22 protein-coding genes are annotated in these 25,170 nt (G+C 42.7%); 16 read left to right on the top strand and 6 right to left on the bottom strand.

What is annotated here, in order from left to right:
- Positions 1 to 388 precede the first annotated feature (388 nt).
- On the top strand, positions 389 to 1,315 hold the full coding sequence (locus ACHEVO_RS04055; protein ID WP_394124021.1) for a hypothetical protein: 927 nt from the start codon (positions 389 to 391) through the stop codon (positions 1,313 to 1,315).
- Positions 1,316 to 1,502: 187 nt separating this feature from the next.
- Here ACHEVO_RS04055 and ACHEVO_RS04050 read toward each other — a convergent pair whose 3' ends face one another.
- Together ACHEVO_RS04050 and ACHEVO_RS04045 are read right to left on the bottom strand one after the other, a co-directional pair.
- A complete protein-coding gene (locus ACHEVO_RS04050) occupies positions 1,503 to 2,630 on the bottom strand; it encodes a zinc-binding dehydrogenase (RefSeq protein WP_394124020.1) in 1,128 nt (375 codons plus the stop codon).
- A 127-nt stretch (positions 2,631 to 2,757) separates the two neighbouring features.
- The gene (locus tag ACHEVO_RS04045; protein WP_394124019.1) at positions 2,758 to 3,435 is read right to left on the bottom strand and encodes a glutathione S-transferase family protein; all 678 of its coding nucleotides are present in this window, start codon (positions 3,433 to 3,435) and stop codon (positions 2,758 to 2,760) included.
- A gap of 463 nt (positions 3,436 to 3,898) precedes the next feature.
- Here ACHEVO_RS04045 and ACHEVO_RS04040 point away from each other — a divergent pair, with 463 nt between their 5' ends.
- A complete protein-coding gene (locus ACHEVO_RS04040; protein WP_394124018.1) occupies positions 3,899 to 4,810 on the top strand; it encodes a LysR family transcriptional regulator in 912 nt (303 codons plus the stop codon).
- Between the two features lie 109 nt (positions 4,811 to 4,919).
- Here ACHEVO_RS04040 and ACHEVO_RS04035 read toward each other — a convergent pair whose 3' ends face one another.
- The gene (locus tag ACHEVO_RS04035; RefSeq protein ID WP_394124017.1) at positions 4,920 to 5,693 is read right to left on the bottom strand and encodes an IclR family transcriptional regulator; all 774 of its coding nucleotides are present in this window, start codon (positions 5,691 to 5,693) and stop codon (positions 4,920 to 4,922) included.
- 223 nt (positions 5,694 to 5,916) lie between these two features.
- On the opposite strand from ACHEVO_RS04035, the gene ACHEVO_RS04030 reads away from it, so the two are divergent.
- The 9 genes from ACHEVO_RS04030 (at position 5,917) to ACHEVO_RS03990 (ending at position 14,521) form a co-directional block, all read left to right on the top strand.
- A complete protein-coding gene (locus ACHEVO_RS04030; RefSeq protein ID WP_394124016.1) occupies positions 5,917 to 6,708 on the top strand; it encodes a putative hydro-lyase in 792 nt (263 codons plus the stop codon).
- 182 nt (positions 6,709 to 6,890) lie between these two features.
- Positions 6,891 to 7,403, top strand: a complete 513-nt coding sequence (gene accB, locus ACHEVO_RS04025; RefSeq protein WP_394124015.1) for an acetyl-CoA carboxylase biotin carboxyl carrier protein — start codon at positions 6,891 to 6,893, stop codon at positions 7,401 to 7,403.
- 79 nt (positions 7,404 to 7,482) lie between these two features.
- Positions 7,483 to 8,829: an acetyl-CoA carboxylase biotin carboxylase subunit gene (gene accC / locus ACHEVO_RS04020; protein WP_394124014.1), complete on the top strand. Its 1,347-nt coding sequence runs from the start codon at positions 7,483 to 7,485 to the stop codon at positions 8,827 to 8,829.
- Between the two features lie 187 nt (positions 8,830 to 9,016).
- On the top strand, positions 9,017 to 9,685 hold the full coding sequence (gene pxpB / locus ACHEVO_RS04015) for a 5-oxoprolinase subunit PxpB (RefSeq protein ID WP_394124013.1): 669 nt from the start codon (positions 9,017 to 9,019) through the stop codon (positions 9,683 to 9,685).
- A gap of 52 nt (positions 9,686 to 9,737) precedes the next feature.
- Complete coding sequence (locus ACHEVO_RS04010) at positions 9,738 to 10,661, top strand: 5-oxoprolinase subunit C family protein (RefSeq protein ID WP_394124012.1); 924 nt, start codon at positions 9,738 to 9,740, stop codon at positions 10,659 to 10,661.
- Complete coding sequence (gene pxpA / locus ACHEVO_RS04005) at positions 10,651 to 11,388, top strand: 5-oxoprolinase subunit PxpA (protein WP_394124011.1); 738 nt, start codon at positions 10,651 to 10,653, stop codon at positions 11,386 to 11,388. Before ACHEVO_RS04010 ends, pxpA begins: the two co-directional genes overlap by 11 nt.
- A 54-nt stretch (positions 11,389 to 11,442) precedes the next feature.
- A complete protein-coding gene (locus tag ACHEVO_RS04000) occupies positions 11,443 to 12,630 on the top strand; it encodes an NRAMP family divalent metal transporter (protein ID WP_394124010.1) in 1,188 nt (395 codons plus the stop codon).
- A gap of 23 nt (positions 12,631 to 12,653) precedes the next feature.
- Positions 12,654 to 13,076, top strand: a complete 423-nt coding sequence (locus ACHEVO_RS03995; RefSeq protein ID WP_394124009.1) for an acetyl-CoA carboxylase biotin carboxyl carrier protein — start codon at positions 12,654 to 12,656, stop codon at positions 13,074 to 13,076.
- 338 nt (positions 13,077 to 13,414) lie between these two features.
- Positions 13,415 to 14,521 carry a PIN domain-containing protein gene (locus tag ACHEVO_RS03990; protein ID WP_296210484.1) on the top strand — a complete coding sequence of 369 codons (1,107 nt, stop codon included), beginning with the start codon at positions 13,415 to 13,417 and terminating at the stop codon, positions 14,519 to 14,521.
- Between the two features lie 174 nt (positions 14,522 to 14,695).
- On the opposite strand, the gene cueR is transcribed toward ACHEVO_RS03990, so the two are convergent.
- On the bottom strand, positions 14,696 to 15,088 hold the full coding sequence (gene cueR / locus ACHEVO_RS03985) for a Cu(I)-responsive transcriptional regulator (protein WP_394124008.1): 393 nt from the start codon (positions 15,086 to 15,088) through the stop codon (positions 14,696 to 14,698).
- Between the two features lie 76 nt (positions 15,089 to 15,164).
- Entirely contained in the window at positions 15,165 to 17,642 is a 2,478-nt protein-coding gene (locus ACHEVO_RS03980) for a heavy metal translocating P-type ATPase (RefSeq protein ID WP_394124007.1), read from the bottom strand.
- A 436-nt stretch (positions 17,643 to 18,078) separates the two neighbouring features.
- Here ACHEVO_RS03980 and ACHEVO_RS03975 point away from each other — a divergent pair, with 436 nt between their 5' ends.
- Positions 18,079 to 18,792, top strand: coding sequence for a DarT1-associated NADAR antitoxin family protein (locus ACHEVO_RS03975; protein ID WP_394124006.1), 714 nt, complete (start codon positions 18,079 to 18,081; stop codon positions 18,790 to 18,792).
- A gap of 282 nt (positions 18,793 to 19,074) precedes the next feature.
- Here the strand turns inward: ACHEVO_RS03975 and ACHEVO_RS03970 are convergent, their stop codons facing one another.
- Entirely contained in the window at positions 19,075 to 19,965 is an 891-nt protein-coding gene (locus tag ACHEVO_RS03970; RefSeq protein ID WP_394124005.1) for a LysR family transcriptional regulator, read from the bottom strand.
- 189 nt (positions 19,966 to 20,154) lie between these two features.
- On the opposite strand from ACHEVO_RS03970, the gene ACHEVO_RS03965 reads away from it, so the two are divergent.
- The 4 genes from ACHEVO_RS03965 to ACHEVO_RS03950 all read left to right on the top strand — a co-directional run bounded on the left by ACHEVO_RS03965 (position 20,155) and on the right by ACHEVO_RS03950 (position 25,054).
- Positions 20,155 to 20,544 carry a RidA family protein gene (locus tag ACHEVO_RS03965; protein WP_394124004.1) on the top strand — a complete coding sequence of 130 codons (390 nt, stop codon included), beginning with the start codon at positions 20,155 to 20,157 and terminating at the stop codon, positions 20,542 to 20,544.
- A 48-nt stretch (positions 20,545 to 20,592) separates the two neighbouring features.
- Positions 20,593 to 22,068: an aldehyde dehydrogenase family protein gene (locus ACHEVO_RS03960; protein ID WP_394124003.1), complete on the top strand. Its 1,476-nt coding sequence runs from the start codon at positions 20,593 to 20,595 to the stop codon at positions 22,066 to 22,068.
- 105 nt (positions 22,069 to 22,173) lie between these two features.
- The gene (locus ACHEVO_RS03955) at positions 22,174 to 23,163 is read left to right on the top strand and encodes a membrane dipeptidase (protein WP_394124002.1); all 990 of its coding nucleotides are present in this window, start codon (positions 22,174 to 22,176) and stop codon (positions 23,161 to 23,163) included.
- A 196-nt stretch (positions 23,164 to 23,359) separates the two neighbouring features.
- On the top strand, positions 23,360 to 25,054 hold the full coding sequence (locus tag ACHEVO_RS03950; protein WP_394124001.1) for a BCCT family transporter: 1,695 nt from the start codon (positions 23,360 to 23,362) through the stop codon (positions 25,052 to 25,054).
- Positions 25,055 to 25,170: the final 116 nt, after the last annotated feature.

Below are 25,170 nucleotides of genomic sequence, written 5' to 3'. Positions count from 1 at the left end.
CGAAATACTAGGCGTAATAAACGTCAGATGCAACCACAGGTTTGTTAGTGATGTTAATTTATAGCTCTTGGTATTTGGTTGTCCGATTTTGAGGTTGTAATGGCGAGATTATCCTTAATAACATCTATACAAATTGCGAGAAAATACGAAGTGGTGATGACTTTTAGCCAGACACAAAAAGCAGATACCGTTGCCAGTATCTACAAGCAATTACCATTAAATTTATAGTTACTGACAATCAATTGTTTACAAATAAGTTGTTTAGTGGAATTATTAGTAAATGTAATATAAGTTGTTTTGAATGCTGTAAATTATAGAGATGGGACGTAATACAGGTTACGTGTATGATGATTAAACTGGGAGGTATGCATTGAGTAAAGGTATCAAGATGGAGTTTTCTAAAAAAAACGATTCCGGAGACAAGATTTATCATATCTCCGAACTGAAAAAATCAGATAATGGAAATCTCAGATGTAGATATTGTGGAACTGATATCCAGTATATATCCGCTTATACAAGGAATGCATCCAATAAACCTGTTGCAGCATATTTAAAACTATGGCAAGACTATAAACATACTAATAAATGTGGCTACTCTGTAGAAGGAGCTGTTGATCTTTTAGTAGCAGATTCGAATTCGGTAGAAGATGTTAGTCCAATATTTGAGGCGCAGAACGATGGAAGTTATTTATTCAGAATGAATATTTTAATGGATGCCCAGAAGGTGGCTAAGGATCTTTTAAAATCTGACAAAGAGCTTGAATCAAGTGAACATTTATTGTCAACTAGAAATTATATTCGTTCTGAACAGCAATTAACTTCATATTTTCGCTCCGCAGCAGGGATAACGAAGTTACGAGCCCTCATCCAAGAACGTTCAGATGTTGAAGTATTAAAAAAGCTTATAAAGATACAGTATAAGGATGAGTTTATCTCTTGGGATGACTTTTATTATGATGAAACTAGATACAATATACTGTTTGACCGTCTTCTTAAGAATAAAGTATGGTATCCAGTCGCAGTAAATATCACACTTAAAAGCGAAGTGGCTTTCTATAAAGAAGCAAAGTACTTTCCTTGGAGCTTCCAATGCTATAGTCAAATCGTAGATAATAAGAATGAAAATCTTATTTTTATACCTAAATTTTGTCTTGCCAAAGAGCATTTTACAAAAAATATATTGGCTGGTGACACATTGTTGGTAGTGGGTAATGTTTGGGCAGACAAGATAAAAGATGAAAGTTCAAAATTTAGAAATTTTAATATCTCATCTTTTAATAGCTCACAGTTTAAGAAAGAAATTGAGTTAATATAAAAATACAATATATTAATTGCCTACGCTTTTTATATTTCTTGTATACCGCAAAGCTCCACTATATCTGCTGTGTATAACGATATGAGTTTAAAATGTGACAACAACCTATAGCATCTGATCAACAATAAAAAAAGCAGACATCCTAGATATCTGCTTTTTTTATTTCTATATTATGCTTCAAACATTATTAAGCTTGAGGCGTAATCAAATATTTCTCACCAGTCGCCTGTTTACCGTAAGCGGCGATTGATTTTAACTGTAGCGCTTCTTCTAGGGTCACTTCATGCGTATAGCTGCTCGCAAAGGTGGTGGTGATTTCTTTTGCCACGCGTTTGCGCATGGACTGAACCGTTTCACTACCAAGCTTGCCAAGTGCATTGAACAATAAGAATCCATTTACGCCCCACGCAAAACCAAAGTTACGGTTTAAGGTGATCGGACCACGGTCTAAGGCGCCATAAATATAAGCTTGTTTAAAGGTATCTGAGCCATAGACGCTGTATTCTTCTACGTCACGAGTAATGGCTGCTTCCATACAGTTTAGAATATCGCTGGTGAGCTTACCGCCACCGATAGGGTCAAACGAAATCGTAGCGCCTGTTTCAGTAATCGCGGCGGTCAAATCAGCAAGGAACGTCTCGCTGCTTGAGTTCACCACATACTTTGCGCCCATATCGCGCAATAGCTTTTCTTGCGAGTCTTTACGGACGATATTTACCAAATCAACACCGTCTGCCATACAGATACGGTTTAGCATTTGACCAAGGCTAGAAGCAGCTGCTGCATGTACGATGGCTTTGTGGCCTTCAGCGCGCATGGTTTCGACCATTGCCAGTGAGGTGAGCGGGTTTACAAAAGACGATGCGGCCTCGGTAGCTGTCGTGCCGTCTTGCATTTCTATGCAGCTCCTTACATTGACACAGTGGTATTGACGATATGTACCGCCACCAATCACCGCAACCATTTTGCCCATGAGTGCTTGTGCGGCTTCTGATGAGCCTGCTGCGACGACTGTACCAGCGCCTTCGTTACCGACAGGGGTGTCTTTATTTACCCGCGTTTTGAGTGATGGCATGAATTTCGCAGGCACATCAGCGGTAATGATCGGGCTGTCATCAGTGCCTGATTGTACAGCGGTTGACATATCAGCGGCGCTGAACATCACACCAAAGTCAGAGGGGTTCAATGGCATAGCTTCCATGCGAACGACAACTTCGTCAGCACCGGGTTGCGGCATCTCGATGTCTTTTAAAGACAGGGTTAATTTGTTGTCATCACTGATGGTTGAAACCAGTTGTTTATTTTTATCGGTCATAAGATTTGCTCCTGCAAATAGTTGGATTTTTAGACCAATCCCTTTACGGCATTGGCCGTTCTTTAGGTTATTGAGCTTTAGTAATTTTCTTAATGTGACTCATTTTTAGTAGCCACATTGCCACAGGTTATTTAGCGTTTGCGGCTTGGATTAGAGCTTTAACGTGTTGCATAAACTCAGGCATGTTTGCTTGACTGTCTGCCTGAACACTTTTTGCAATGTCGGTTTCACTCATGGCTTTGTTCCATTCTTTCATGCCGTCCACTTCTGCCAGTACATCCCACTCAAGCTGAGTCGCGCCAAAAGCATTGACAATAGTGTTGACGTGATGCACATAGATGTCAGCCATGGTGAATTGCTCGCCTGCAATCCAAGGCGAAAATTGACATAAGCGATTCATGGCAATAATACCGCGGCCCAATACTTGACGGACTTCCTCTTTGACTGCGTTAGGTGCTTGTACGTCAGAAAATACATATGGAATTAGACGGCGGCTTGGTAGCTCAAAGTAAAGCTCTGCTATTTTCATAATCTGACGTACAGTCGCGCGTTCTGCTGCATCGGTAGGATATAGCGGCTTTTCAGAATATGTTTCTTCCAAAAAGTCACAAATCACGTTGGATTCTGACAGATTAAAACCGTCAGGCATGGTGATAGCAGGTACTTTACCCACTGGACTGACGGTCAGTAGATCATCACTACCAGCGTACAAAAGGTCCTCTTGGAATGGGATACCCTTATATAAAAGAGCGTGTTTTACTATGTTGTAATAGTTGCTTGCAGCAAAGCCGTGCAAAGTAATCATAAGTCATTCTTCCATTGTTGACGTAAAAGTTATTTTTAATCGTGTTTTCATTGCAACGTTTAGGGCGTGTTTGATATTCACAAATAGGCACTGCTGATTGCTAAAACGGTTCCAGACAAGGCGTAAAACGACGGTAATGCTCGTGCCTTAACTAGATTTACAACACAGTATGGGGCAGTTTTAGCATCAGCTCCAATATAAACAGAAGGAGACAGGACTATTTTTTGCCACTTCATTGTTAAAACATAGACGCTTAGAATGACTAAACTTACTATTTTTAACGTCGAACTGTCTAAAAAATAGTCTCTGTCAGTGCATGGTCGAATATCAAGCACGCCCTAAGTTAAACACATTATTACTGGTTTTAATGTGGTTATATATAAGGAATAACGTGAATCACTATTGCTTTTAAGACAATAATAAAGCGAGAATACTCAAATGTTCATCTAAATGGAGAGGTCAGTTGGATCAATTACGTGCCATCAAGTATTTCAGCAAAGTCGTAGAAACGGGCAGTTTTACTAAGGCGGCAAGTGCATTCAAAGTGCCGCCATCCTCACTATCAAGACGAGTATCTGATTTAGAAAAGAGCTTGGGCGCGACATTATTAAAGCGTTCGACCCGAATTGTTAAATTGACCGAAGTAGGGCAGGTCTATTATGACGATATGCAGCAAGTATTAGATCAGCTCGAGCAAAGCAAAGAAACAGTACGCAGTTATCAAACGACACCAATGGGACGGTTACGCATCAGCTCTATGGTGGGTTTTGGTGAAAAAATACTGCTACCACTGCTGGATGAATTTGGTGAGTTGTATCCAGAGATTGTGCTAGATGTCAGTCTCAGTGATGAGCTATCGGCATTAGGACGTGACGATGTCGATATTGCGATTCGCGGTGGCTATGCGCCAAATGAGCGAGTGCTTGCCATTAGGCTCATGGATAATGGCTTTATACCGGTTGCGTCGCCCAGTTATTTAAAGATGCATGGCGAACCCAATCATGTAATGGAATTAAAGGAACATAAAGGCCTGTATTTCAAAGCCCCAAACGGGCCAACGCCCTGGCTTTGCTATGTCGACGATCAGTGGCATGATGTCTCAGGACCTGCAGTGGCAATTTCAAACAATGGACCATGGCTTGCCAAAAAAGCTTGTGATGGTGAAGGGGTTTTGATGTCCACTCGGTGGGCACTATCCTCATATCTTGAGTCAGGCGCATTGCAAGAGATTAAATTTGAGCATCCATTAGCAATCACGCAGCACGCTGATATGGCCGTATATCTGCTGTATCAAAAGCAGCGCTATCTAGTACCAAAAGTAAAAGCTGCTGTCGATTTCTTGGTTGAGAGGATAAAAGTAGGAAATGAGCGTTGATATAAGGGAAGTGTGCTATCTACAACCCCATCTATAACCTCAAAGCATTCATATTCGTATCAACACCTAAGAGGCTTGAAATGCAAACGTTATAGCATGTTATGACATGCTACTCATTATATTCCTGATTGAAAATAACAGATAGCTCGTTGGCTGCCTCTTGCATGACAGGCACATAGCTCAGTAGCTCATCCAAAGATTTTCTGACAGTAGGACTATGAGTAAATACTGTAGCAAATGCGGGCTGTTCACCATTCGGAATCGGGACGGCACAGGCGACCATACCAGGAATAAACTCTTCATTATCTGTCCCTATCTGTGTCTTACGTACTTCAGCAATGGACGTCATGAGTTGTTTTTTGTCAGTCTGAGTATGGGTCGTGAGCGCCTGTAACGATAGCTTTTCTACAATACGCTCGCACTTATTATCTGCCAACTGCGTCAATAGTAATTTGCCACTGGCACAGGCCCAGATAGGTATATTGGTTCCGGTAGGTAACTGTATTTGGACAGGCCAGTCAGATATCACACGATCGATATACACCACTTCTAAGTCTTGCAACACCGCAATCCCTACTGACTCACCAATTTTGGCTGAAAGCTGTTGTAATATCGCCAATCTTTCTGCTTTAAAAGGACTGTTTTTCCATAGGTTTAAAGCTAAGTCATGCGTTCTTTTTCCGCAGGTTACTTTTCCATGCAAATCTAATTGGACAAATTGAAGCGGTTGTAGCTGATTTAACAATCGGTACATACTAGGTACAGGAATGTCCAATGTTTCTGCTAAATCAATAACGCCCATAGGCTTAGCAGATTTGGCCAATACTTCTACGATTTGCAAAACTCGCTCGACGCTTGAGCCCTTTTTTTTAACATTACTCATAGTTCGATTTACATCCTTAACTGTGCGTTCAAGAAGATCACTCATTATGTTCATCACATATTTCTGCATTCATATCTTGTCATACCGAAGGTGTTCTGATAAGTTACATAACGATAATTATAGTTCTCGATATATGAAATAAAATTATAAATAGCCATACCAATATAAAATAAATCATAAACTTTTATCTGCTAAAAATAATAAAACGTAAGAGGTTGTAATAATGTTAGATTTAGCAAATATGACGCCGACAGAGGTCAGAGCGTTAATCAGTAAAAATGAACTTAACAAGCCGACTTCCGGCATGTGTAAAGGTCACATACAAGCAAACCTAGTCATAGTGCCCAAAAATTTGGCCTATGATTTTTTATTGTTTGCACAAAGAAACCCAAAGCCTTGTCCTATTTTAGATGTAACAGATGTCGGTAGCGCAGAGCCACGTCTCATGGCAAAAGGCGCAGACTTGAGATCTGATGTCCCAAAGTATCGGATATACAAATTTGGCGAATTAGTGGCTGAGGTGTCAGATCTAAAAGACTACTGGAGAGAGGATTTGGTCTGCTTTCTTTTAGGATGCAGTTTTTCCTTTGAGTCTGCCATGCTAAATGCGTCTATTCCTATCAGACATATCGAAGACAATCACAATGTGCCAATGTATATCACAAACATAGAGACTGAGCCTGCAGGACAGTTTCATGGGAAAATGGTGGTTAGCATGCGGCCAATACCTTATCCATTAATCACCAGAGCCGTCCAAGCCACCTCTCGATTTCCGCAAGTCCACGGCGCGCCTATTCATATCGGAGACCCTAGTGTCATCGGTATAACCGACCTTCATGCGCCTGATTTTGGTGATGCATCCATCATAAAAGAAGGCGAAGTCCCTGTATTTTGGGCTTGCGGTGTGACGCCGCAAAGTATCGCTATGACTAGTAAGCCAGAGCTGATGATAACGCATTCACCAGGACATATGTTTATCTGCGACCCAAGAGATGAAGACTTGGCAGTTCTATAATTTCTGCTGACAACAGTACTTTTAATACGCATAGAGATAATTAATTTCAAACTACTATTTTAATAAGCCAATCAATAAATTGTCACATATCGTTCAACAATCACACTTTACATACATCACTAGGTACGAATTTTTTATAAAAAATAATTGTTCACTTTTACTCTAACGGAATAGCCAATCATATGAATATCAATTTCACGGATCTTGAAAAACTGATCAAACTTGCAGAATGCGCCGATATAAAATCTTTAGAAGTCACTGATGGTGATGCACGTATTTCTATCGTTTGCCAGTCTGACGACAACCAAAGTAGTGGCAATCATATCGCTCATACTCCCAACCCAAGGGCGTCCCATTCAGAGTCTCAAACCGAAACCACTCAAAACAGTACGGATAATAATACCAATGTAGACAGTGATCGTAGTGATAAAACTGTGACTACAGAGGTGGAGAAATCCCAAGTAATAGCGCCTATGCTAGGTACGTTTTATCTTCGCTCTGAGCCGACAGCAGAAGTGTTTTTTCAGGTAGGAGATAAGGTGGAAGTAGGGCAGACACTATGCATCATTGAAGCCATGAAAATGATGTATGAGGTCAAAGCAGAAACTGCGTGTACTCTTAAAGAGATTTTGGTTGATGAAGGTGATGTCGTAGAGTACGCCCAGCCCTTATTTGTTATAGAGCCAAACAGTTAAAGTCACTCAATAGCTACTCAATATTGTATAGACGCTACACAAACACTGTATTTGACACTATATTTTTAAGGGAATAAACATGTTCACAAGAATCTTAATTGCCAATCGCGGCGAGATTGCTCTACGTATTATCCGAGCTTGCAAACAGCTGGGTATTAAGTCCGTCATTGCCTATTCTGAATCAGACAAAGACTCGTTACCCGTGCGCCTAGCCGATGAAGCAGTATGCATCGGGCCTGCCAATGCCACACACAGTTATCTTAACCAACGAGCGATTGTGTCTGCTGCAAAGCTTACCAACGCACAAGCTATCCATCCAGGCTATGGATTTTTGTCTGAAAACGCTGATTTTGCGGCCTTGATTGAAGATTCAGGTCTCACGTTTATTGGCCCAACGGCTGACAATATCAGAAACATGGGCGACAAAGTTGAAGCCAAAAAACAAATGACGATGGCTGGCGTGCCTTGTGTACCTGGATCGAATGGCGCATTGCCTGCTGATTCAGAGCAAGTTATCAAGATTGCCAGTGAGGTCGGTTATCCAGTCATTATCAAGGCGGCAAGCGGCGGCGGTGGGCGCGGGATGCGTGTGGTCGAAAAAGAAGCCGACTTACTCTCTGCGATTTCTATGACACAAACAGAAGCCAAAGCCAATTTTGGTAGTTCCATTGTCTATCTTGAAAAATACCTACAAGCACCGCGTCATATCGAAGTGCAAGTCATGTCTGATACTCATGGTAATGCTATCTATTTAGGCGAGCGTGATTGCTCTATGCAGCGTCGTCATCAAAAAGTTATTGAAGAAGCGCCGGCACCCGGTATCACCGAAGAGCAGCGTCAGAAAATCGGTCAAGCCTGTGTCACAGCTTGCGAGCAAATGCAGTATAGAGGCGCAGGTACGTTTGAGTTTTTATATGAAAACGGCGAATTCTTCTTTATCGAGATGAATACTCGTGTGCAAGTTGAGCACACCATCACTGAGATGGTGACGGGCGTCGATATTGTGCAAGAGCAAATCAGAGTGGCGGCAGGGCTCACGCTAGCATATAAGCAAAGTGATATCGCCATTACCGGACACGCTTTTGAGTGTCGTATCAATGCCGAAAACGCGCAGACATTTTTACCAAATGCTGGACGCATAGACTACTGCCACATGCCAGCAGGGTTTGGTATCAGAGTGGATAGTCATGCTGAATCGAACTACACCGTGCCGCCATCTTATGACAGTTTGATTGCCAAGATATGTGTACAAGATCGTTCAAGAGAAAAAGCGATAGAAAAAATGCGCGCGGCATTATCAGAAGCGCAAATCACCGGTATTGATACCAACATTGGTCTGCATCAACGTCTGTTTGAAGATGAGGTGTTTTGTCAGGGTCAAATGAGTATTCATTATCTAGAACAGTGGATACAAGACAATATATAAATCAGGTCTTGCCCGCAAAAATGAAAACCAAATCTGACATTAGCGTCAGAAGCGTCAGAATCAAGATATAGTCGGTTCAATATAATTTGGATACGAGGAAGGCGAGTGAAAGTACTACAAGTCGTAGACTAAGCGAGCCTGACACCGTATCCAATTTATAGGTGATTTGACTATAGCAGATAAAATAATGGAGCACGTGCTAATGGAACTACAATGGCAACTATGCAGTGAAACCAATCTAGTGTTGTTTTTCCCTAAACCGATCACCTTAGAAAAACAACAAAAATGCTGGGCTTTATCAGACAGTATCCAGAAAATGCCAGAAGTCATCGAAGTGGTGATTGGTATGAATACGCTCAGTGTATTCATCGTGCCATTAACTTGGGCTGAGCTTACTACCTTTAAAGATAAGCTGTCAGATCTGCTCAAGGATATCCCTTCAAAAACCATCCATGGCAAGCACGTCGAGATACCAGTGCATTACGGCGGCAAGTATGGCCCTGATCTAGCGGCCATGGCGAATAACTTAAACCTATCGGTTGAAGCTGTTGTTGAGCTCCATACCAAAGCCACTTATACCGTTTACTTTATCGGTTTTCAGCCAGGATTTCCTTATCTTGGCGGCTTGTCTGAGTCGCTGTATTTCCCAAGACACGCTATCCCTAGAACTCAAGTACCCGCAGGCTCAGTGGGTATCGGCGGCGAGCAGACAGGGGTTTATCCTTTTGAGTCTCCAGGCGGTTGGCAGTTACTCGGCCAGACGGATACTGCTTTATTTGATTTAACCAAGTCTTCTCCGACGTTGCTTAACGCAGGCGATACTTTGACATTTAAAGCGATTGATATTCATCAATAAGCGATAAATAAAAGATGCATGAATCAAAAAGACAAATGAACAGGTGGTATCAATGAAAATTTTAACCGCAAGTGCCCTTGCCAGTATTCAAGATTCGGGACGACTGGGTTACCGAAGCATGGGCGTGGGTAGAAATGGCGTGATGGACAACTGGGCGCTACAAGCTGGCAATGCTTTGATGAAAAACGAAGCCAACGAACCTGCTATTGAAATAGCGCTCGGTGAGCTAACCATAAAGTTTGAAGAAAACGTCAGCTTTTGCTTAACAGGCGCTTTATACGAGGCCTATCTAGACGACAAGCGTGTTCCTTGCTATTGGCGTATCAATGCAACAGTTGGGCAAACGCTCAAACTTTTGCGTCCGCTACAAGGTATGTATACCTATTTATGTGTGCACGGCGGCTTTGATATCGAGCCAGTATTGCAGTCAGTCAGCACCAATCTCAAAGCAGGGTTTGGCGGATTTAAAGGCAGATATTTAAAAGCCGATGACAGCTTAACGGTAAAAACTGAATCAAACCTGCCTGTCATTGGGGTGGTTCGACTTGCACCAACCGATGTCATTAGAGTGATAAAAAGCAGTGAGTATGATTGCTTCTCTGAGTCGTCTAAGCAAGCGTTTGAGACCCAGCCATGGAAACTACAAAGCAGTAGCAACCGTATGGGTTACCGTTTGGAGGGAGCTACAGCGCTTGAATTTAGTAAGCCAGTAGAAATGAGCTCACATGGCGTTGATATTGGCATGATTCAGGTACCACCACAAGGACAACCGATTGTCCTAATGGCAGATGGGCAGACGACGGGTGGCTATCCTAAAATCGCAACCGTGATTCAAGCAGACATAGGTCTGATGGCACAGATTAGATTTGGCAAAGCCTGTCAGTTCGTCGTTGTGTCGTTAGAGCAGGCGCTGCATGAACAACAGAAAAGACAACATTACATCGATCAAATAAAGGAGTATGCCAATGAAAATTGATTTAAATGCTGATGTGGCTGAAGGCTGCGGGCAAGACGATAAATTATTGACGATAGTCAGCTCAGCGAATGTCTGCTGCGGCTTGCACGCTGGGTCTTATAGCGAGATGCTAGCAACGTTGCAATTGGCAAAAGCAAACAACGTGAGCGTAGGCGCGCATCCTGGTCTAAACGATAGAGAAAACTTTGGCCGTATTCATCAGCCGTTAAGTGAAGCCGATTATCGTGCTTTATTGGTGTATCAGCTGGGCGCAACCAAAGCACTTTGTGACTTAGTCGGCGTGACTTTGGACTATGTAAAACCGCATGGTGCGTTGTACAACCAAGCCGCTATTGATGAAGACTTATCAGATATCTTGGTGAGTGAAATCAAACGATTTGATCCAAATCTAAAAGTCATGGGTCTGTCTGGTGGTTATCTGGTTAAAGCAGCCAAAAAACAGGGTTTAGCCTCGATATCAGAAGTGTTTGCCGATAGGAACTATGAAAAAGACGGCTCATTGGTCTCCCGCACTAAAGACAATGCCTTAATCACCGACACAGACGAGGCCGTTAAACATGTATTACAAATGGTCACTGAAGGGACAGTCACCAGTGTCTGCGGTCAAACCGTACTAGTAGAAGCACAAAGTATCTGCCTACATGGGGATGGTGAGCACGCTATTTTATTTGCGCAAGAAATAAAGAAACAACTAGAGCTCAAAGGTATCACTATATCTGCCCATTAAATATCCGTTTCCTAATCATTTGATTAAATAATCCCATATAGCACAAGGATGTTTATGAGCACTATAAAAAAACACAATACCGCCATTTTAGGCGCGGCCTTCCTGATGGCTACATCAGCAGTAGGGCCAGGGTTTTTGACCCAAACGGCCACATTCACCGAAAGCCTAATGGCAAGTTTCGGTTTCGTTATCTTAATATCTATTGTTATGGACATCGGCGTCCAGCTTAACGTTTGGCGAGTAGTCGCTGTCTCCAAAAAGCGTGCACAGGAAATCGCCAACTTGGTGTTCCCTGGTGTCGGTTACTTGCTCGCTTTCTTAATCGTTGCGGGTGGTCTGGCTTTCAATATTGGTAATATTGGCGGTGCCGGACTTGGCATGCAGTCCATGTTTAATATGTCGCCCATCACAGGCGCCCTGATCAGTGGTGTGATTGCCGTCGCCATATTTTTAGGCCGAGAAACGGGGCCTATGATGGATAAGTTCGCTCAGTTAATGGGCTTTATCCTGATTGTATTGGTCATTTATGTGGTCTTTAAATCTGATCCGCCATTAGCAGAAGCCGTCAGCAAAACCATCATGCCTGACAAAATTGATGCAGTGGCTATCGTGACGCTAGTTGGCGGTACGGTTGGCGGTTATATTACTTTTTCAGGTGCGCATCGCTTATTAGAAGCAGGCGTCAGCGGAGAAGAGAATTTAAAATCAGTAACCAGAAGCTCAGTCTCTGGTATTTTGATTGCCTCTGTGATTCGCGTATTTTTATTCCTTGCCGTATTAGGCGTGGTGTCTCAAGGCTTTGCATTGGATCCCGCCAACCCAGCCATGTCGCCGTTTCAGTACATTCTAGGAAATGCGGGTAAAGTTATTTTTGGTATGGTGATTTGGGCTGCGTCTGTGACCTCGGTGATTGGTGCTGCTTATACTTCTGTGTCTTTTATGACCAACTTTCATCCGTTCATTGAGACTTATAAACGCTACTTCATCATTGGTTTCATCGTTATCTCAACGTTGGTGTTTGCCACTATCGGTAAACCGGCTCAAGTATTGGTATTGGTTGGTACGTTAAATGGCTTAGTGCTACCTATCGCTATGGTCATTATCCTGATTGCCGCCTACAGAAAGAATATCGTTGGCAATTATAAGCATCCGATTTGGATTGCGGCATTTGGTTGGTTAATCGCCATCGTGATGAGTATCCTAAGTGTCATGACCATTGCTAAATATCTGGGCATGAGCTAAAAAATTAAGATAAGGAATGTATTATGGATATAGAGCAAATAACACGTGTGGTCAAACTGGTTGAAAGCAGTCAGCTGCACGAAGTCACGATTGCAGACAATGGGCAGTCTATTACGGTCGTTAATAATCTAGGTGCGCAGAATAATGTGAGCGCTAATCCTATAGAGGCCACGACTACTCATGAGCCTGAACAACAGGGTAGTGATGTCTTGCAAGTAAGTGCTACCTACGTAGGGCAGGTCTACTTAAGTGAAGACGATGCAACAGACAATTTGGTCAAAGAAGGCGACCATATTCAAAAAGGTCAGACCGTTTGCTTCATTAATGAGTTGACCCGTTTGCAGCCAGTGATTAGTAATAAAGAAGGTGTGGTCACGGCAGTTTTGGTTGAAAATGACCAGAAAGTTGAATACGGGCAACCTATTTTTGAGTTAACTCGTAGTTAAAGACAGTTAACGTAGTTTTGGTTAAGACAAAATATAAACCCTTTAAGCATCATCTGTCGCTTAAAGGGTTTTTTATGTGCTGAGTATTTGTATTAGCCTCATCATGTATCTCGTACATCTGATATAAGTTATTTGCTCTGTCCTAGATCTTCTAGAATGATACAATTCGGTGATGCTCTTAAAAGGCCACTCGTGCACTCTGCATTGGTATGATTCCTACTATCAAGTTAAAGACACTGAACTTTCAAGTCATAACAAACAAATTAACTACGCTCTTGAAAGCCCATACGCAGTAAGGCTGCGCTGGTTATTGAGGCGTTATATTAAGAAGGTAACTCATGAGCACAGAACTAGAGAGTAGATTGGTATTTATTGATACTTCTGCGTATGAAAGCAAAAATTTCCAATTTAATGAACATGCGTTAGGTAAGCTTTGTGATTTTCTTGAATCTGAAAGGCTCCATCTCCTTATTACTCAAATTACAATTAATGAAATAAAAGCTCATTTATTATTAAAATCGGAAGAATCAGCAAGAGCTATAAAGAAAATACAAAAAGATGCAATGTTCTTGAGAAATACTCCTAATCTTGCTTGCCATGGAATTTTTGAGAAAGTCAAAGCCGAAGAGATTTACCAAATTGCTTTAGCAAGTTTTGAAGAGTTTCTTGATAAAAGTTCAGCTGAAATTGTTGACATAAAAAATGTTAATGCGTCTAGTGTTTTCGATAAATATTTTAAATCAGAACCTCCCTTCGGTGGAGCAAATAAAAAATCTGAATTTCCTGATGCCTTTGTTCTCGAAGCCGTAGCTAAGGTAAGCAAAGATAGAGGGCATACTTTATATGTCATCAGTGATGATGGTGATATGGAGAAATATGCGAACACTTTAGATAATTTGATTCATTTAAGGAGAGTTGATGATCTCTTGGATTTAGTTGTTCGTAAAGAAGAAGAGTTGAAAGAACCTGTCAAATTTGCAGATAGTATTCTTGAGCAGCTGAAAGAAGAATTAATTGAAAATGCCAAAGAGAAAATTGATTCATCAGAATTCTATTCAGACGAGATGAATGAATTTGATGATGAAATATACCAAATAGATATTGAGTCAGTTTGTATAAATCACAAGAATATAATTTCGGTGTCAGATGAGAATGTTGAGTATGAAATAGATTTTGAGGTTGTTCTAAAGGCCTATTATTCAATTGCTGATTACGGTCGCTCACCGTGGGATCCTGAAGATAAAGTTTATATGTTTGTACTGCGTAACGATATTGTGAAGAAACATACTGAAGTTTTTTCAGCCTATGTCAGTATTGATTACATGAGTGGGATAAGAGCTAATGCTGAAATTTCAGAACTAGACTTTACTGACTCAGTATTTGAACTAAATGAAGATAATAGTGAAATAATCAGCGTGAAACATTTAGATTTAAGGGGTGAATAAAAACTCACTTAAGTGAAGTCGTGATATAACTATAGGTTAAAGTTCCGAATATCTGCTTATGGCACTGAAATGACTATTAATATTTGATCTGTGTTAATACTCACTTCTCTTTTAATGATGTGAAAAAACAACATAACCGAGAACGTCTTCGTGGAGAAGTGCTCGTTAAGAGCTCTATTTAGCTTGCCCTAGATCCTCTAAAATAGCGCACTCTGCATTATTATCGCCTGCGCAATGATCAAAAGAGTTCTGTAGCGAGTCGACCATCTCCTGCAATTGCGCGATTTTTTGGTTTAACGTTTCAATATGCTCTTGTGTCAGTTGCTTAACATCTGCACTCTGACGGTTGGCATTTTTGCGCAGATACAGTAACTCTTTCATTTGCTTGGATGAGAACCCTAAGTCACGAGAATGTCTTAAAAAGCGTAAATCGTCTATATCGTCTTTAGAGTACAAGCGATAACCTGAGTTCGAGCGATTGACTGTTTCTAGCAAGCCAATCTGTTCATAGTAGCGAATCATTTTGGTAGAGATGCCTGATTGCTTTGATGCTTGACCAATATTCATATTTTTCCTCCTAACCTAGAAAGGGCTTAAGCATTAATGTTTAAACCCTATATGGATATCCTTTACGATTCTACATTCACTTTGTAATGACGGGTACTTTGAAATACTTCAAGCGTAACGCATTACCTAAGACAAAAACAGATGACAGCGCCATTGCGCCTGCCGCAAAAATGGGTGAGAGCAGGATACTAAAGGCGGGATACAAGACACCTGCAGCAATCGGGATCAAAGCAACATTATAAATAAACGCCCAAGCCAGATTTTGTCTGATATTACTGATGGTAGCCTTGCTCAAGGCAATCGCAGTAGGCACACCTTGTAGACTACCTGACATTAGCACCACTTCAGCCGCCTCAATCGCCACGTCTGTGCCTGTACCAATGGCCAGTCCAACATCAGATTGAGCCAATGCAGGGGCATCATTAATACCGTCACCAACAAATGCCACTCGGCCATATTGTTCTTGCAACTGGCGTACTGCATCTACTTTGCCTTCGGGTAATACTTCCGCTACTACTTGATCGATATTTAATTTTGCAGCAATCGCTTGAGCGGTATGGCGATTATCGCCTGTAATCATAGCCACTTTTAAGCCTAACTGATGTAGTGCAGCGATGGCGGCATGAGTCGTCTCTTTGATAGGATCGGCAACGGCGATGATAGCGGCCAACTGCTGGCCAATAGAGACATAGAGTGGGGTTTTACCTTCTTGCCCCAAACGTAGCGCGTCTTGTTCAAAAGGTGCAACATCAAGCCCCAATTGCTGCATGTAACGATCTGCCCCAATATGAATCACTTGTCCTGCCACATTTGCTTGGATACCCAAACCCGTCATCGCTTCAAAGTCAGTGATAGGGAGCAGTTGAATATTCTGTTCTTCTGCGGCTTGTACAATGGCCAAGGCAATGGGATGCTCAGATTTTGCTTCAACCGATGCCACCACACGTAGGACTTGTTCTTTCTCAAACCCTTGTTGGACTTGAAAATCTGTCAACGTAGGTTTGCCTTCAGTCAATGTGCCTGTTTTATCAACAGCAACTACGCTCACGTCCTGCAGCATTTGTAGCGCTTCACCTTTACGGAATAGCACGCCCAATTCTGCACCACGACCCGTACCAACCATAATAGAAGTCGGGGTGGCCAATCCCATTGCACAAGGGCAGGCCACAATGAGCACGGCGACCGCATTGATTAAGCCGAAGGTCAAGGCAGGGTCAGGGCCAAAAATCAACCAAACTATAAAGGTTAATGCTGATAAAAACATCACCGCTGGTACAAACCACAGGGTGACTTTATCCACCAATGCTTGAATCGGTAATTTAGAGCCTTGGGCTTGTTCTACCATACGAATGATTTGTGCCAATACAGAATCTTCACCAATGGCCGTTGCGCGAATATTCACGGTGCCATTTTGATTGATAGTACCTCCAACCACTTGATCGCCGGCTTGTTTTTTCACAGGGACAGGTTCGCCAGTAATCATAGATTCATCAATATAACTGTGACCGTCAACCACCTCGCCATCGATAGGCACACGCTCGCCTGGACAAATCTCAACTATCATTTTTGCGGTGACATCTTCTACAGGGACTTCAATGACTTTACTATCTTGGTGTACACGAGCGGTCTTTGCCTGCATACCTACTAAGTGCTGAATGGCCCCAGAAGTACGACCTTTAGCCTTTGCTTCAAAATAACGACCTAATAATATCAAGCTCACAATCATAGCAGCGGCTTCGTAATAGACGTGCACCGTGCCTTCAGGTAACGCTTGCGGGATAAAGGTCGCTATTAGAGAAAAGCCATACGCTGCGATGGTACCAATAGCTACCAGCGAATTCATATCTGGCGCAAAACGCAATAAGGCTGGCACGCCTTTTTGATAAAAGCGTCGGCCTGGAAAGAGTAGTACCAATGTGGTCAAAACAAACTGTATCAGCCAACTTTGCTGAGTGCCGAGGTTATTCATTACCCACATATGAAAGGCGGGAATCATATGCGATCCCATTGCTAGAATGAATACGGGCAGTGACAACAGCGCAGAAAGCCCTAAATCTCGTTTAAGCTGATTTTGCTCCGAGGCTTTCTTATCTTGTCGATTACTTTGGTCTTGTTCTACCAGTTTGGCCTCGTAGCCCGCTTTTTTAACGGCCTCAATTAAGTCGCTCGTTTGTATTTGAGCATCGCCTTTAATCCAAGCGCGTTCAGTCGCAAGGTTTACCGTGGCTTGTTGCACGCCAGCGACTTTTGCCAAGGATTTTTCTACTCGTCCAACGCAAGAGGCACAGCTCATGCCTTCTATAGATAGCTCGGTAGGCTTGGTTTCAGTCACCTTATAGCCTGCGCGCTCTACCGCTTTGTTTAACTGGGCGACATCTAAAGGCTGAGATGAATAAACAGTCGCCTGTTCAGTGGCAAGATTTACCTCGGCGTTTTCAACGTGCTCAATATTTTTTAATTGTTTTTCGATACGCCCAACACAAGACGCGCAACTCATGCCTTCAATGCTCAGCACTTCTTGATAAGTAGGGGCTTTAGTATTTTTTGTTTTCATAACAACCTCTGTCGTTTTTAACTATATTTTTAATCTTATTTTCAAATCTATAGTGACAGCATATAGGTTGACATCATGGTAAGGTCAAGCGTATTTCTTTGAATATTTTTAAACCCGTTTATAGTAGCGTCTTATATTCGTTGCTAAGTTCAAAATAGCTCGATTATGGTTTATTGTTGAAGGTATGGCGGCATTAATTCTAAAATAGGGCAGGATAAATGACTAAGAATAAGATAAACTGCCCAGCGAGCGCTGATAGGGTTCGATAACTCTCGATAGCTTTCGATCAATTCACTGTATTTGGCTGCTAGCGAATAAAACAACAATAATAAGAAATGCTGCTAGCAATGACAGAGTACACCGTCAACAGCAGGTGACATCAGCACCGTTAACACAAAATATTTATACAAGACCATTGATATTAAGGCACATCACTATGGAAGAAGTACCAAATACGATAGAACAAAGACCCGTATTCATGCCCAAAGTCAACAGTGACAATTTGGTAAAAACGGATATGGTTATGTTTGAGCGGCATGTGGGATTTGCGACCAGACAAAAGAAAAAATCCATCAATGACTTACAGCAAGTCATTCGCAAAAAGTATGGATTTAAGCACGTGTTAGAGCTGTCTAGCAAATCTGGTAATAAGCTAAGCTTTCCGCTAAGCCCGTTTAGTTTAAAGATTACCGATGAGCATGATGGCAATCCATATAGTGTCGAAAATGCTTTTCAAGCCAGTATGGTCTTTGAAGATGGTGGTCCTTATACGGATTTGCTTACCGCGCCACCAAGACAAGCCAGAAAGGATGAGCGATTGATGACCTCGGGCGAGCTCATTGGTTACAATTACTTTGGTATGGAATGGGGCGTAGAGCCGTTAACAACATTTTATGATTGGCTGTACGTGAATGCGCTCAAGCAAAACCCTCAGCTGCATAAAGAAGTGATTCAATATCAGGGCTTCACTGATATTACCTTTAATCCTAAAAAATCTATCCATAGTGCAGCGTATGCGTTGGCGCTGTTTGTGGCACTGCATAAACGAGAGTTGCTCGATAATGTTGAAGACCCAATGGCGTTCTATGACTTATGCAATGATTTTAAAATCAGCAATACTGAGCACCTGTTAGAAGAAGGTTGGATCTGATCGTCAAATCAGATCGCTTAAATTTGCTTGAACCAAAAGCTACGATACATGATGTATCGTGGCTTTTTTATGTCTCTATGTTCAAAGCTATTAGGGCTTGTCTTCGTTTCGAAAATGGTGATAAAAATGAGATAAATTGCCGTCAAACAAGAAAAATAGCGCAGATAATATCGGGATATTAGCCAGCTATTTGACGATGTTTGGCAAGCTTTAGCCATTTTTAGCCCATTTAGATGACTATCGAGTGAATTGAAGACACGCCCTAGTAAACATACTTAAGCTTTACAGCCAATAGTTCTCTTGGACATAGGCGATACAGAGATCATAAAATGCTTGAGCTGGGGGAGAGATAGATTTATCAGCAAGTTTAAAGATACCGATTTGCCGGTTTAAAGAAGGGTCAACTAAATCTAACCAAACGAGTTCCGGCTCATTCGCAGGGAAGGCAAGTTTGGGTAAAGTAGTGATACCTAGATCATTACGTAATAAAGAAAACAGCGATGTGATGTTTTCTACCGTGTACCTTGCCCTGCGATTGGTCGCTTCGGCTGGCGTGTTTTCGAGCAATCTACAAGTACCATTATAAATAAACGGCTGCGCCATGAGTTGCTGCCATGTCACCCCTTGCGCCTGATTTAACTGGTTGTTTAGCTCATTACTTTTCAGACAGACCACGCCAATTGGGTCTGATATGAGTAAAGTAAAATCTATATTCGTTTGATCAATACTGGTGCAATTGCCCAGTGCCAAATCAATTTCTCCGGCCAATAATCGATTGGCCACACCGACAGAATTATCATCTATCAGTACAATCTCAATATCAGGATATTTTTTTGAGTATTCAACCAATACGCTAGGTAACAATTTAGTCACTAGCGACGGTACGCTTGCAATCCTAATTTTACCTTTTTCGCCGGATGCAGAGGCTTTTAAGTCATCTTCTAGCGCTTGATAAACGCTAAGAAACTGCTCAATCTTTGGTAAGCAGGTTTCACCGAAAGGCGTGAGTAGAGCTTTGTTTCCTACTTCAAATAATCGCTGTCCTAAGGTTTTTTCTAATTCCTTTATCGAGGCTGACAAAGCAGCTTGCGAGCGATTGGCACGATCAGCCGCCGCACGAAATCCTCCTTCTTCCACGACAAATAAGAAATGACGCAATTGCTGTAGCTTCATATTCAGGCCATCTAAAACTATTCTCTAATAATCTATCTTAAATGATAGGTTAAATCTATCAAAATTCAAATTTAATTAGTTAGATTTATCGTTACTAATTGAGTAGGATAAGTCATGTAGCAATTGGCAGCGATTAAATAAATTTCAAATCACTTACTGCTGAAACCACTTATCAAAGGACATGACAATATGATGACTCACTCAAACAAACAGGCCGTTAAAACCTCGCTTTATGCGTCTAAAGCACCTTTGGAGTGGGCCATCACTAATAATGGAACCTTATACACCGCTCAAATTCCTATCGATGAAAATGGTGATGTGGTTGCAGGCGGTATAGAAGCGCAAACTCGCCAAACGCTAGACAATCTTAAGCACACGCTAGAATGTGCCAATGTTGGCATGGACGCTGTACTACAGGTAATGATCTACGTAACCGACCGCGACTATCTAAAAACTGTCAATCAAGTTTATGCTGAATATTTTGAAGCACCTTATCCAAATCGGGCAGCACTGGTGATAGCTGGATTGGCTCGTGAAGAGATGCTGGTTGAGCTGGTCGTATATGCCGCTGTGCCTTAAATCTAATCTTAATATTCCATCTTTTAATACTTTATCAAGGAAGCTCTTATGTCAGCCCAAACGACTCAAAAGATATTGCAACAAGACCCAACCAAATCACTTTATATCAATGGTGAATGGCAGGCAGGCGTAAATACCGTTGCCAATATTAACCCATCTGATATCACTGACACTATCGGTGAGTTTGCGCAAGCCAGTAGCGATCAAGTCAAAGATGCCATCGCGGCGGCACGCCATGCCCAGCCAAAGTGGGAAGCGACTTCTTTAGAAAAGAAGCAGTCTATCCTACAAGCCATTGGCGATGAAATGATTGCTCGCTGTGATGAGCTAGGTACGCTATTGTCTCTTGAAGAAGGCAAGCCGTTCGCCGAAGGTCGTGGTGAAATTTATCGCGCAGGTCAATTCTTTCATTACTATGCCGCTGAGGTACTGCGTCAAATTGGTGATAATGCTGATTCAGTGCGTCCTGGTGTCAAGGTCGAAGTTACCCGCGAAGCAGTCGGTGTGGTCGCGATTATTTCGCCTTGGAACTTTCCAACTGCCACTGCTGTGTGGAAGATCGCGCCAGCTTTGGCTTTTGGTAACAGTGTCATTTGGAAGCCTGCCAATTTAACGCCAGCTAGCGCGGTCGCGTTGGCTGAAATTATTCATCGTCAAGGCCTGCCAGAAGGCACGTTTAACTTACTATTGGGCGGCGGCTCGTCAGTCGGTAATGCGCTTATTAATTCTACAGATATTGATGCGGTGAGCTTTACCGGCTCTGTACCAACAGGTCGCAAAGTCGCTGCTGCTACTGCTCCAAAATTTATCCGTTGTCAGCTTGAGATGGGCAGCAAAAATGCTTTGGTTATCGCTGACGATGCTGATTTGCAAGTTGCTATTGATGCAGCAGTGGCTGGTGCGTTTGGCGGTTCGGGACAGAAATGTACGGCTTCATCACGCCTCATCGTGATGGACGGTATTCATGATGCGTTTGTAGAGGGTGTGATTGCCAAAATGAAAACCTTAAAGGTTGGCCATGCGCTTGATGACGGTATTTTTATGGGTCCTGTCGTCGATGATAAGCAGCTGGCATCAAACATGGACTGGATCGAAAAAGCCAAACAGTCTGGTGCCAATTTAGCCTTTGGTGGTGAGCGTTTAGAGATGCCGCATGACGGCTACTATATGTCGCCGACGTTATTTACTGAGACGGATAACAGCTGGGATATCAACCAAGAAGAAGTGTTTGCACCGCTGGCGTGTGTCTTGCGTGTCAAAAACCTAGAAGAAGCGATTGCCATGACCAATGATACGCGATTTGGTCTGACGGGCGGCATCATAACCCAAAGTTTACGCAGCAGTGCGATGTTCAAAGAGCAAGTACAAGCAGGCTGTGTCATGGTCAATCTGGCAACTGCAGGTACGGACTATCACGTGCCATTTGGTGGTCGTAAACAGTCAAGCTTTGGTCCACGTGAGCAAGGTCAATATGCCAAAGAGTTCTATACCATCGTCAAGACCGCTTATCAAAAAGCGTACTAGGGATGTCTTAACAAGAATACTCGTCGCTATCTGAACGTGCTGTACCAAAAGGTGCTTACTTGCTAAAGATAGTGGCTATCGATAAAAGTATTAAAAGGAATTGATATGTACCAAGACCATATCGTCATTGATGGATTACAGTATAGCCATTGGGATCGTGACTACTTCAAGATGCTACAAGCCAGTGGTATCAATGCAGTACACGCCACCTTGGTCTATCACGAAGACGCTCGCCAAACCATGACCCGCTTTAGCGAATGGCATGCACGCTTTGAGCAAAACTCAGATCTTATATTACCCGTGTACTCAGTGGCTGATATTAAAATGGCAAAAGAGCAGGGTAAAGTTGGCATCTTCTTTGGCGCGCAGAACTGCTCACCAATCGACGATGAAATTGGTTTGATTAGTGTGATGCGTCGTCTGGGTCTATTGATTATGCAGCTGACTTACAATAACCAGAGCTTACTAGCGACAGGTTGTTATGAGCAGAATGACAGTGGCATCACCCGATTTGGTCAGCAAGCCATCGCTGAGATGAATCGTGTCGGTATGATTATTGACATGTCACACAGCGCTGAGCGTTCAACGCTTGAGTCGATAGAAGTGTCATCGCGTCCGATATGTATCAGCCATGCCAATCCAACCACGGCTCATGATGCGCTGCGTAATAAATCGGACACGGTCATTAGTGCCTTGACCCAAGCAGGCGGATTGTTAGGGTTTAGTTTATACCCGTTTCATTTGCCAAATGGTAGTGACTGTACGCTCGATGACTTCTGTACCATGATTGCCAATTGCGCTGATAAGTATGGTGTGGAGCATTTGGCGATTGGCAGTGATTTATGTCTTAATCAACCGCAAGCTGTACTTGAGTGGATGCGTAATGGACGTTGGTCAAAAGCGATGGACTATGGCGAAGGCAATGCCAGTAATTCAGGTTGGCCAGATACCTTGCCATGGTTCGCTGGCAAAGACGGTATGGAAAATATCTATAACGGTCTACTAAAGCATGGTTTTAACGAAAGTGATGCTGGGAAAGTCATCGGTCAAAACTGGTTCGATTTTTTAGAGCAAGGTTTAAAGCCTTTAGCTTAACTAGCTATTTAAAGAGTCATTTTAGTCAATGGTTGCTCGAAATCGCTATAAGACGACAGTCGTGTTATAGCGTATATCTGTTTGAAGTAGGTAATTTAAATTAGATAGGTATGTATAGTGAGGTTGTTTTATCGCACGCTCATTGCTACCACTCTGATCTAAAACGCAACGTTAGCATAGTATATGGAGCCACATCATGGCCGATTTAAAGGGATTTAATCAAGGTGAGCAAGGACGCTCAACTCCTATTAATCAAGGAATAAGTGAGTCCGAAGCCGCCACTATTTCTACCGACACGTTAGGCCTTAAAAACCCCGCATTTTGGTACAGTGGCGGATTCATTGTAGCCTTTGTTTTGATGGCGATTTTTGCAGAAGCGCGCTTAGCAAAAATAGTCGAAGTGGGCTTCTCGTGGTCCGTCAAAATATTTGGACCTTTTTGGCAGATATTGCTACTAGCGACCTTTGTCATTGCTTTGGCCGTCGGTGCTGGTCGTACAGGACGTGTGATATTGGGTAACTTACCCGTACCTGAGATAGACAGTTTTAAATGGATGGCCATTCTTTTCTGCACCCTATTGGCTGGGGGCGGGGTTTTTTGGGCTGCCGCCGAGCCCATTGCACATTTCGTCTCAGCACCTCCTTTATACGGTGAGTCAGCCGATCTACAACAGCGCGCTTTTAACGCATTGTCTCAATCATTTATGCATTGGGGGTTTTTGGCGTGGTCCATCGTTGGCAGTTTGACCGCGATTGTGATCATGCATCTGCATTATGACAAGGGCTTGCCGTTAAAGCCGCGTACGTTGCTGTATCCAGTATTTGGTGAGCGTGTGCTGACAGGTCAAACAGGCGCAATCATCGATGCTTGCTGTATCGTTGCCGTTGCCGCCGGTACTATCGGCCCCATTGGTTTTTTAGGCTTGCAGACCAGTTATGCGCTGAACACCCTGTTTGGCATTCCTGATACCTTCACTACCCAGCTCATTATCATTGTCTTTGCTATCGCGCTCTATACGTTGTCTGCGATCAGTGGACTGACGCGCGGTATGCAGCTACTTAGCCGCTTTAACGTTATGTTGGCGTTTGCACTGATGGTATTTATCTTACTCTTCGGACCGACCAATTTTATTGTCAATGGTTATATCCAAGGTGTGGGTACGATGATCGACAACTTCGTTCCAATGGCGACCTTTCGCGGTGATGAAGGATGGCTGAGCTGGTGGACGGTATTCTTTTGGGGTTGGTTCTTGGGTTACGGTCCGATGATGGCGATATTTATCGCTCGCATTTCACGTGGCCGCACTATTCGCCAGTTGATTACCACCGTCTGTATTATTGCGCCGCTTGTGACTTGCTTCTGGTTCACCGTCGTTGGTGGCTCTGGTCTGGCTTTTGAGATTGCCAATCCAGGTAGTGTGAGTAGTGCCTTTGAGGGTTTTAATTTGCCAGGTGCGCTATTAGCCGTCACGCAGCAACTGCCGTTCCCTTTGATTACCTCGATATTGTTCTTAATTTTAACCACAGTGTTTATCGTTACTACGGGCGATTCGATGACTTATACCATCAGCGTGGTCATCAGTGGCGAGCGTGAACCAAACGCCATGATTCGTACCTTTTGGGGCATCATGATGGGTGTGACAGCGATTGTTTTAATCTCGCTTGGTTCAGGTGGCGTGACAGCATTGCAGTCCTTTATCGTCATTACGGCAGTGCCAGTTTCTTTTGTGCTGCTGCCTTCATTGTGGAATGGTCCACAAATCGCACAAAAAATGGCACGAGAGCAAGACTTGTATCGTCCTAACAAAGTAGAGGTAAGACATAAAATCAGCGAAGAAAAACTCGCTAAAGCGTCTACAGAAAACAAAATCTCTGCAGAAAAAAGCTTATAAAAAAGCATGATGTAAAAAACTGTGTGATGTTCTAGATTACTAAACGGTAAATACTAAATTGGTCACTATCTATACTGCTGATTTCTTATTTACCGATAGATATTATCATTGACATT

Source organism: Psychrobacter nivimaris, from assembly GCF_043419765.1.
Classification (GTDB): domain Bacteria; phylum Pseudomonadota; class Gammaproteobacteria; order Pseudomonadales; family Moraxellaceae; genus Psychrobacter.
Note: the sequence above shows the minus strand (reverse complement) of the source record. Positions and strands in the feature narration are given on the sequence as shown.

Coding starts and splice junctions, on each gene's coding strand:
- ACHEVO_RS04055 (WP_394124021.1), top strand. CDS start 389: ATGGAGTTTTCTAAAAAAAACGATTCCGGAGACAAGATTTATCATATC.
- ACHEVO_RS04050 (WP_394124020.1), bottom strand. CDS start 2,630: ATGACCGATAAAAATAAACAACTGGTTTCAACCATCAGTGATGACAAC.
- ACHEVO_RS04045 (WP_394124019.1), bottom strand. CDS start 3,435: ATGATTACTTTGCACGGCTTTGCTGCAAGCAACTATTACAACATAGTA.
- ACHEVO_RS04035 (WP_394124017.1), bottom strand. CDS start 5,693: ATGAGTAATGTTAAAAAAAAGGGCTCAAGCGTCGAGCGAGTTTTGCAA.
- ACHEVO_RS04030 (WP_394124016.1), top strand. CDS start 5,917: ATGTTAGATTTAGCAAATATGACGCCGACAGAGGTCAGAGCGTTAATC.
- accB (WP_394124015.1), top strand. CDS start 6,891: ATGAATATCAATTTCACGGATCTTGAAAAACTGATCAAACTTGCAGAA.
- accC (WP_394124014.1), top strand. CDS start 7,483: ATGTTCACAAGAATCTTAATTGCCAATCGCGGCGAGATTGCTCTACGT.
- pxpB (WP_394124013.1), top strand. CDS start 9,017: ATGGAGCACGTGCTAATGGAACTACAATGGCAACTATGCAGTGAAACC.
- ACHEVO_RS04010 (WP_394124012.1), top strand. CDS start 9,738: ATGAAAATTTTAACCGCAAGTGCCCTTGCCAGTATTCAAGATTCGGGA.
- pxpA (WP_394124011.1), top strand. CDS start 10,651: ATGAAAATTGATTTAAATGCTGATGTGGCTGAAGGCTGCGGGCAAGAC.
- ACHEVO_RS04000 (WP_394124010.1), top strand. CDS start 11,443: ATGAGCACTATAAAAAAACACAATACCGCCATTTTAGGCGCGGCCTTC.
- ACHEVO_RS03995 (WP_394124009.1), top strand. CDS start 12,654: ATGGATATAGAGCAAATAACACGTGTGGTCAAACTGGTTGAAAGCAGT.
- ACHEVO_RS03990 (WP_296210484.1), top strand. CDS start 13,415: ATGAGCACAGAACTAGAGAGTAGATTGGTATTTATTGATACTTCTGCG.
- cueR (WP_394124008.1), bottom strand. CDS start 15,088: ATGAATATTGGTCAAGCATCAAAGCAATCAGGCATCTCTACCAAAATG.
- ACHEVO_RS03980 (WP_394124007.1), bottom strand. CDS start 17,642: ATGAAAACAAAAAATACTAAAGCCCCTACTTATCAAGAAGTGCTGAGC.
- ACHEVO_RS03975 (WP_394124006.1), top strand. CDS start 18,079: ATGGAAGAAGTACCAAATACGATAGAACAAAGACCCGTATTCATGCCC.
- ACHEVO_RS03970 (WP_394124005.1), bottom strand. CDS start 19,965: ATGAAGCTACAGCAATTGCGTCATTTCTTATTTGTCGTGGAAGAAGGA.
- ACHEVO_RS03965 (WP_394124004.1), top strand. CDS start 20,155: ATGATGACTCACTCAAACAAACAGGCCGTTAAAACCTCGCTTTATGCG.
- ACHEVO_RS03960 (WP_394124003.1), top strand. CDS start 20,593: ATGTCAGCCCAAACGACTCAAAAGATATTGCAACAAGACCCAACCAAA.
- ACHEVO_RS03955 (WP_394124002.1), top strand. CDS start 22,174: ATGTACCAAGACCATATCGTCATTGATGGATTACAGTATAGCCATTGG.
- ACHEVO_RS03950 (WP_394124001.1), top strand. CDS start 23,360: ATGGCCGATTTAAAGGGATTTAATCAAGGTGAGCAAGGACGCTCAACT.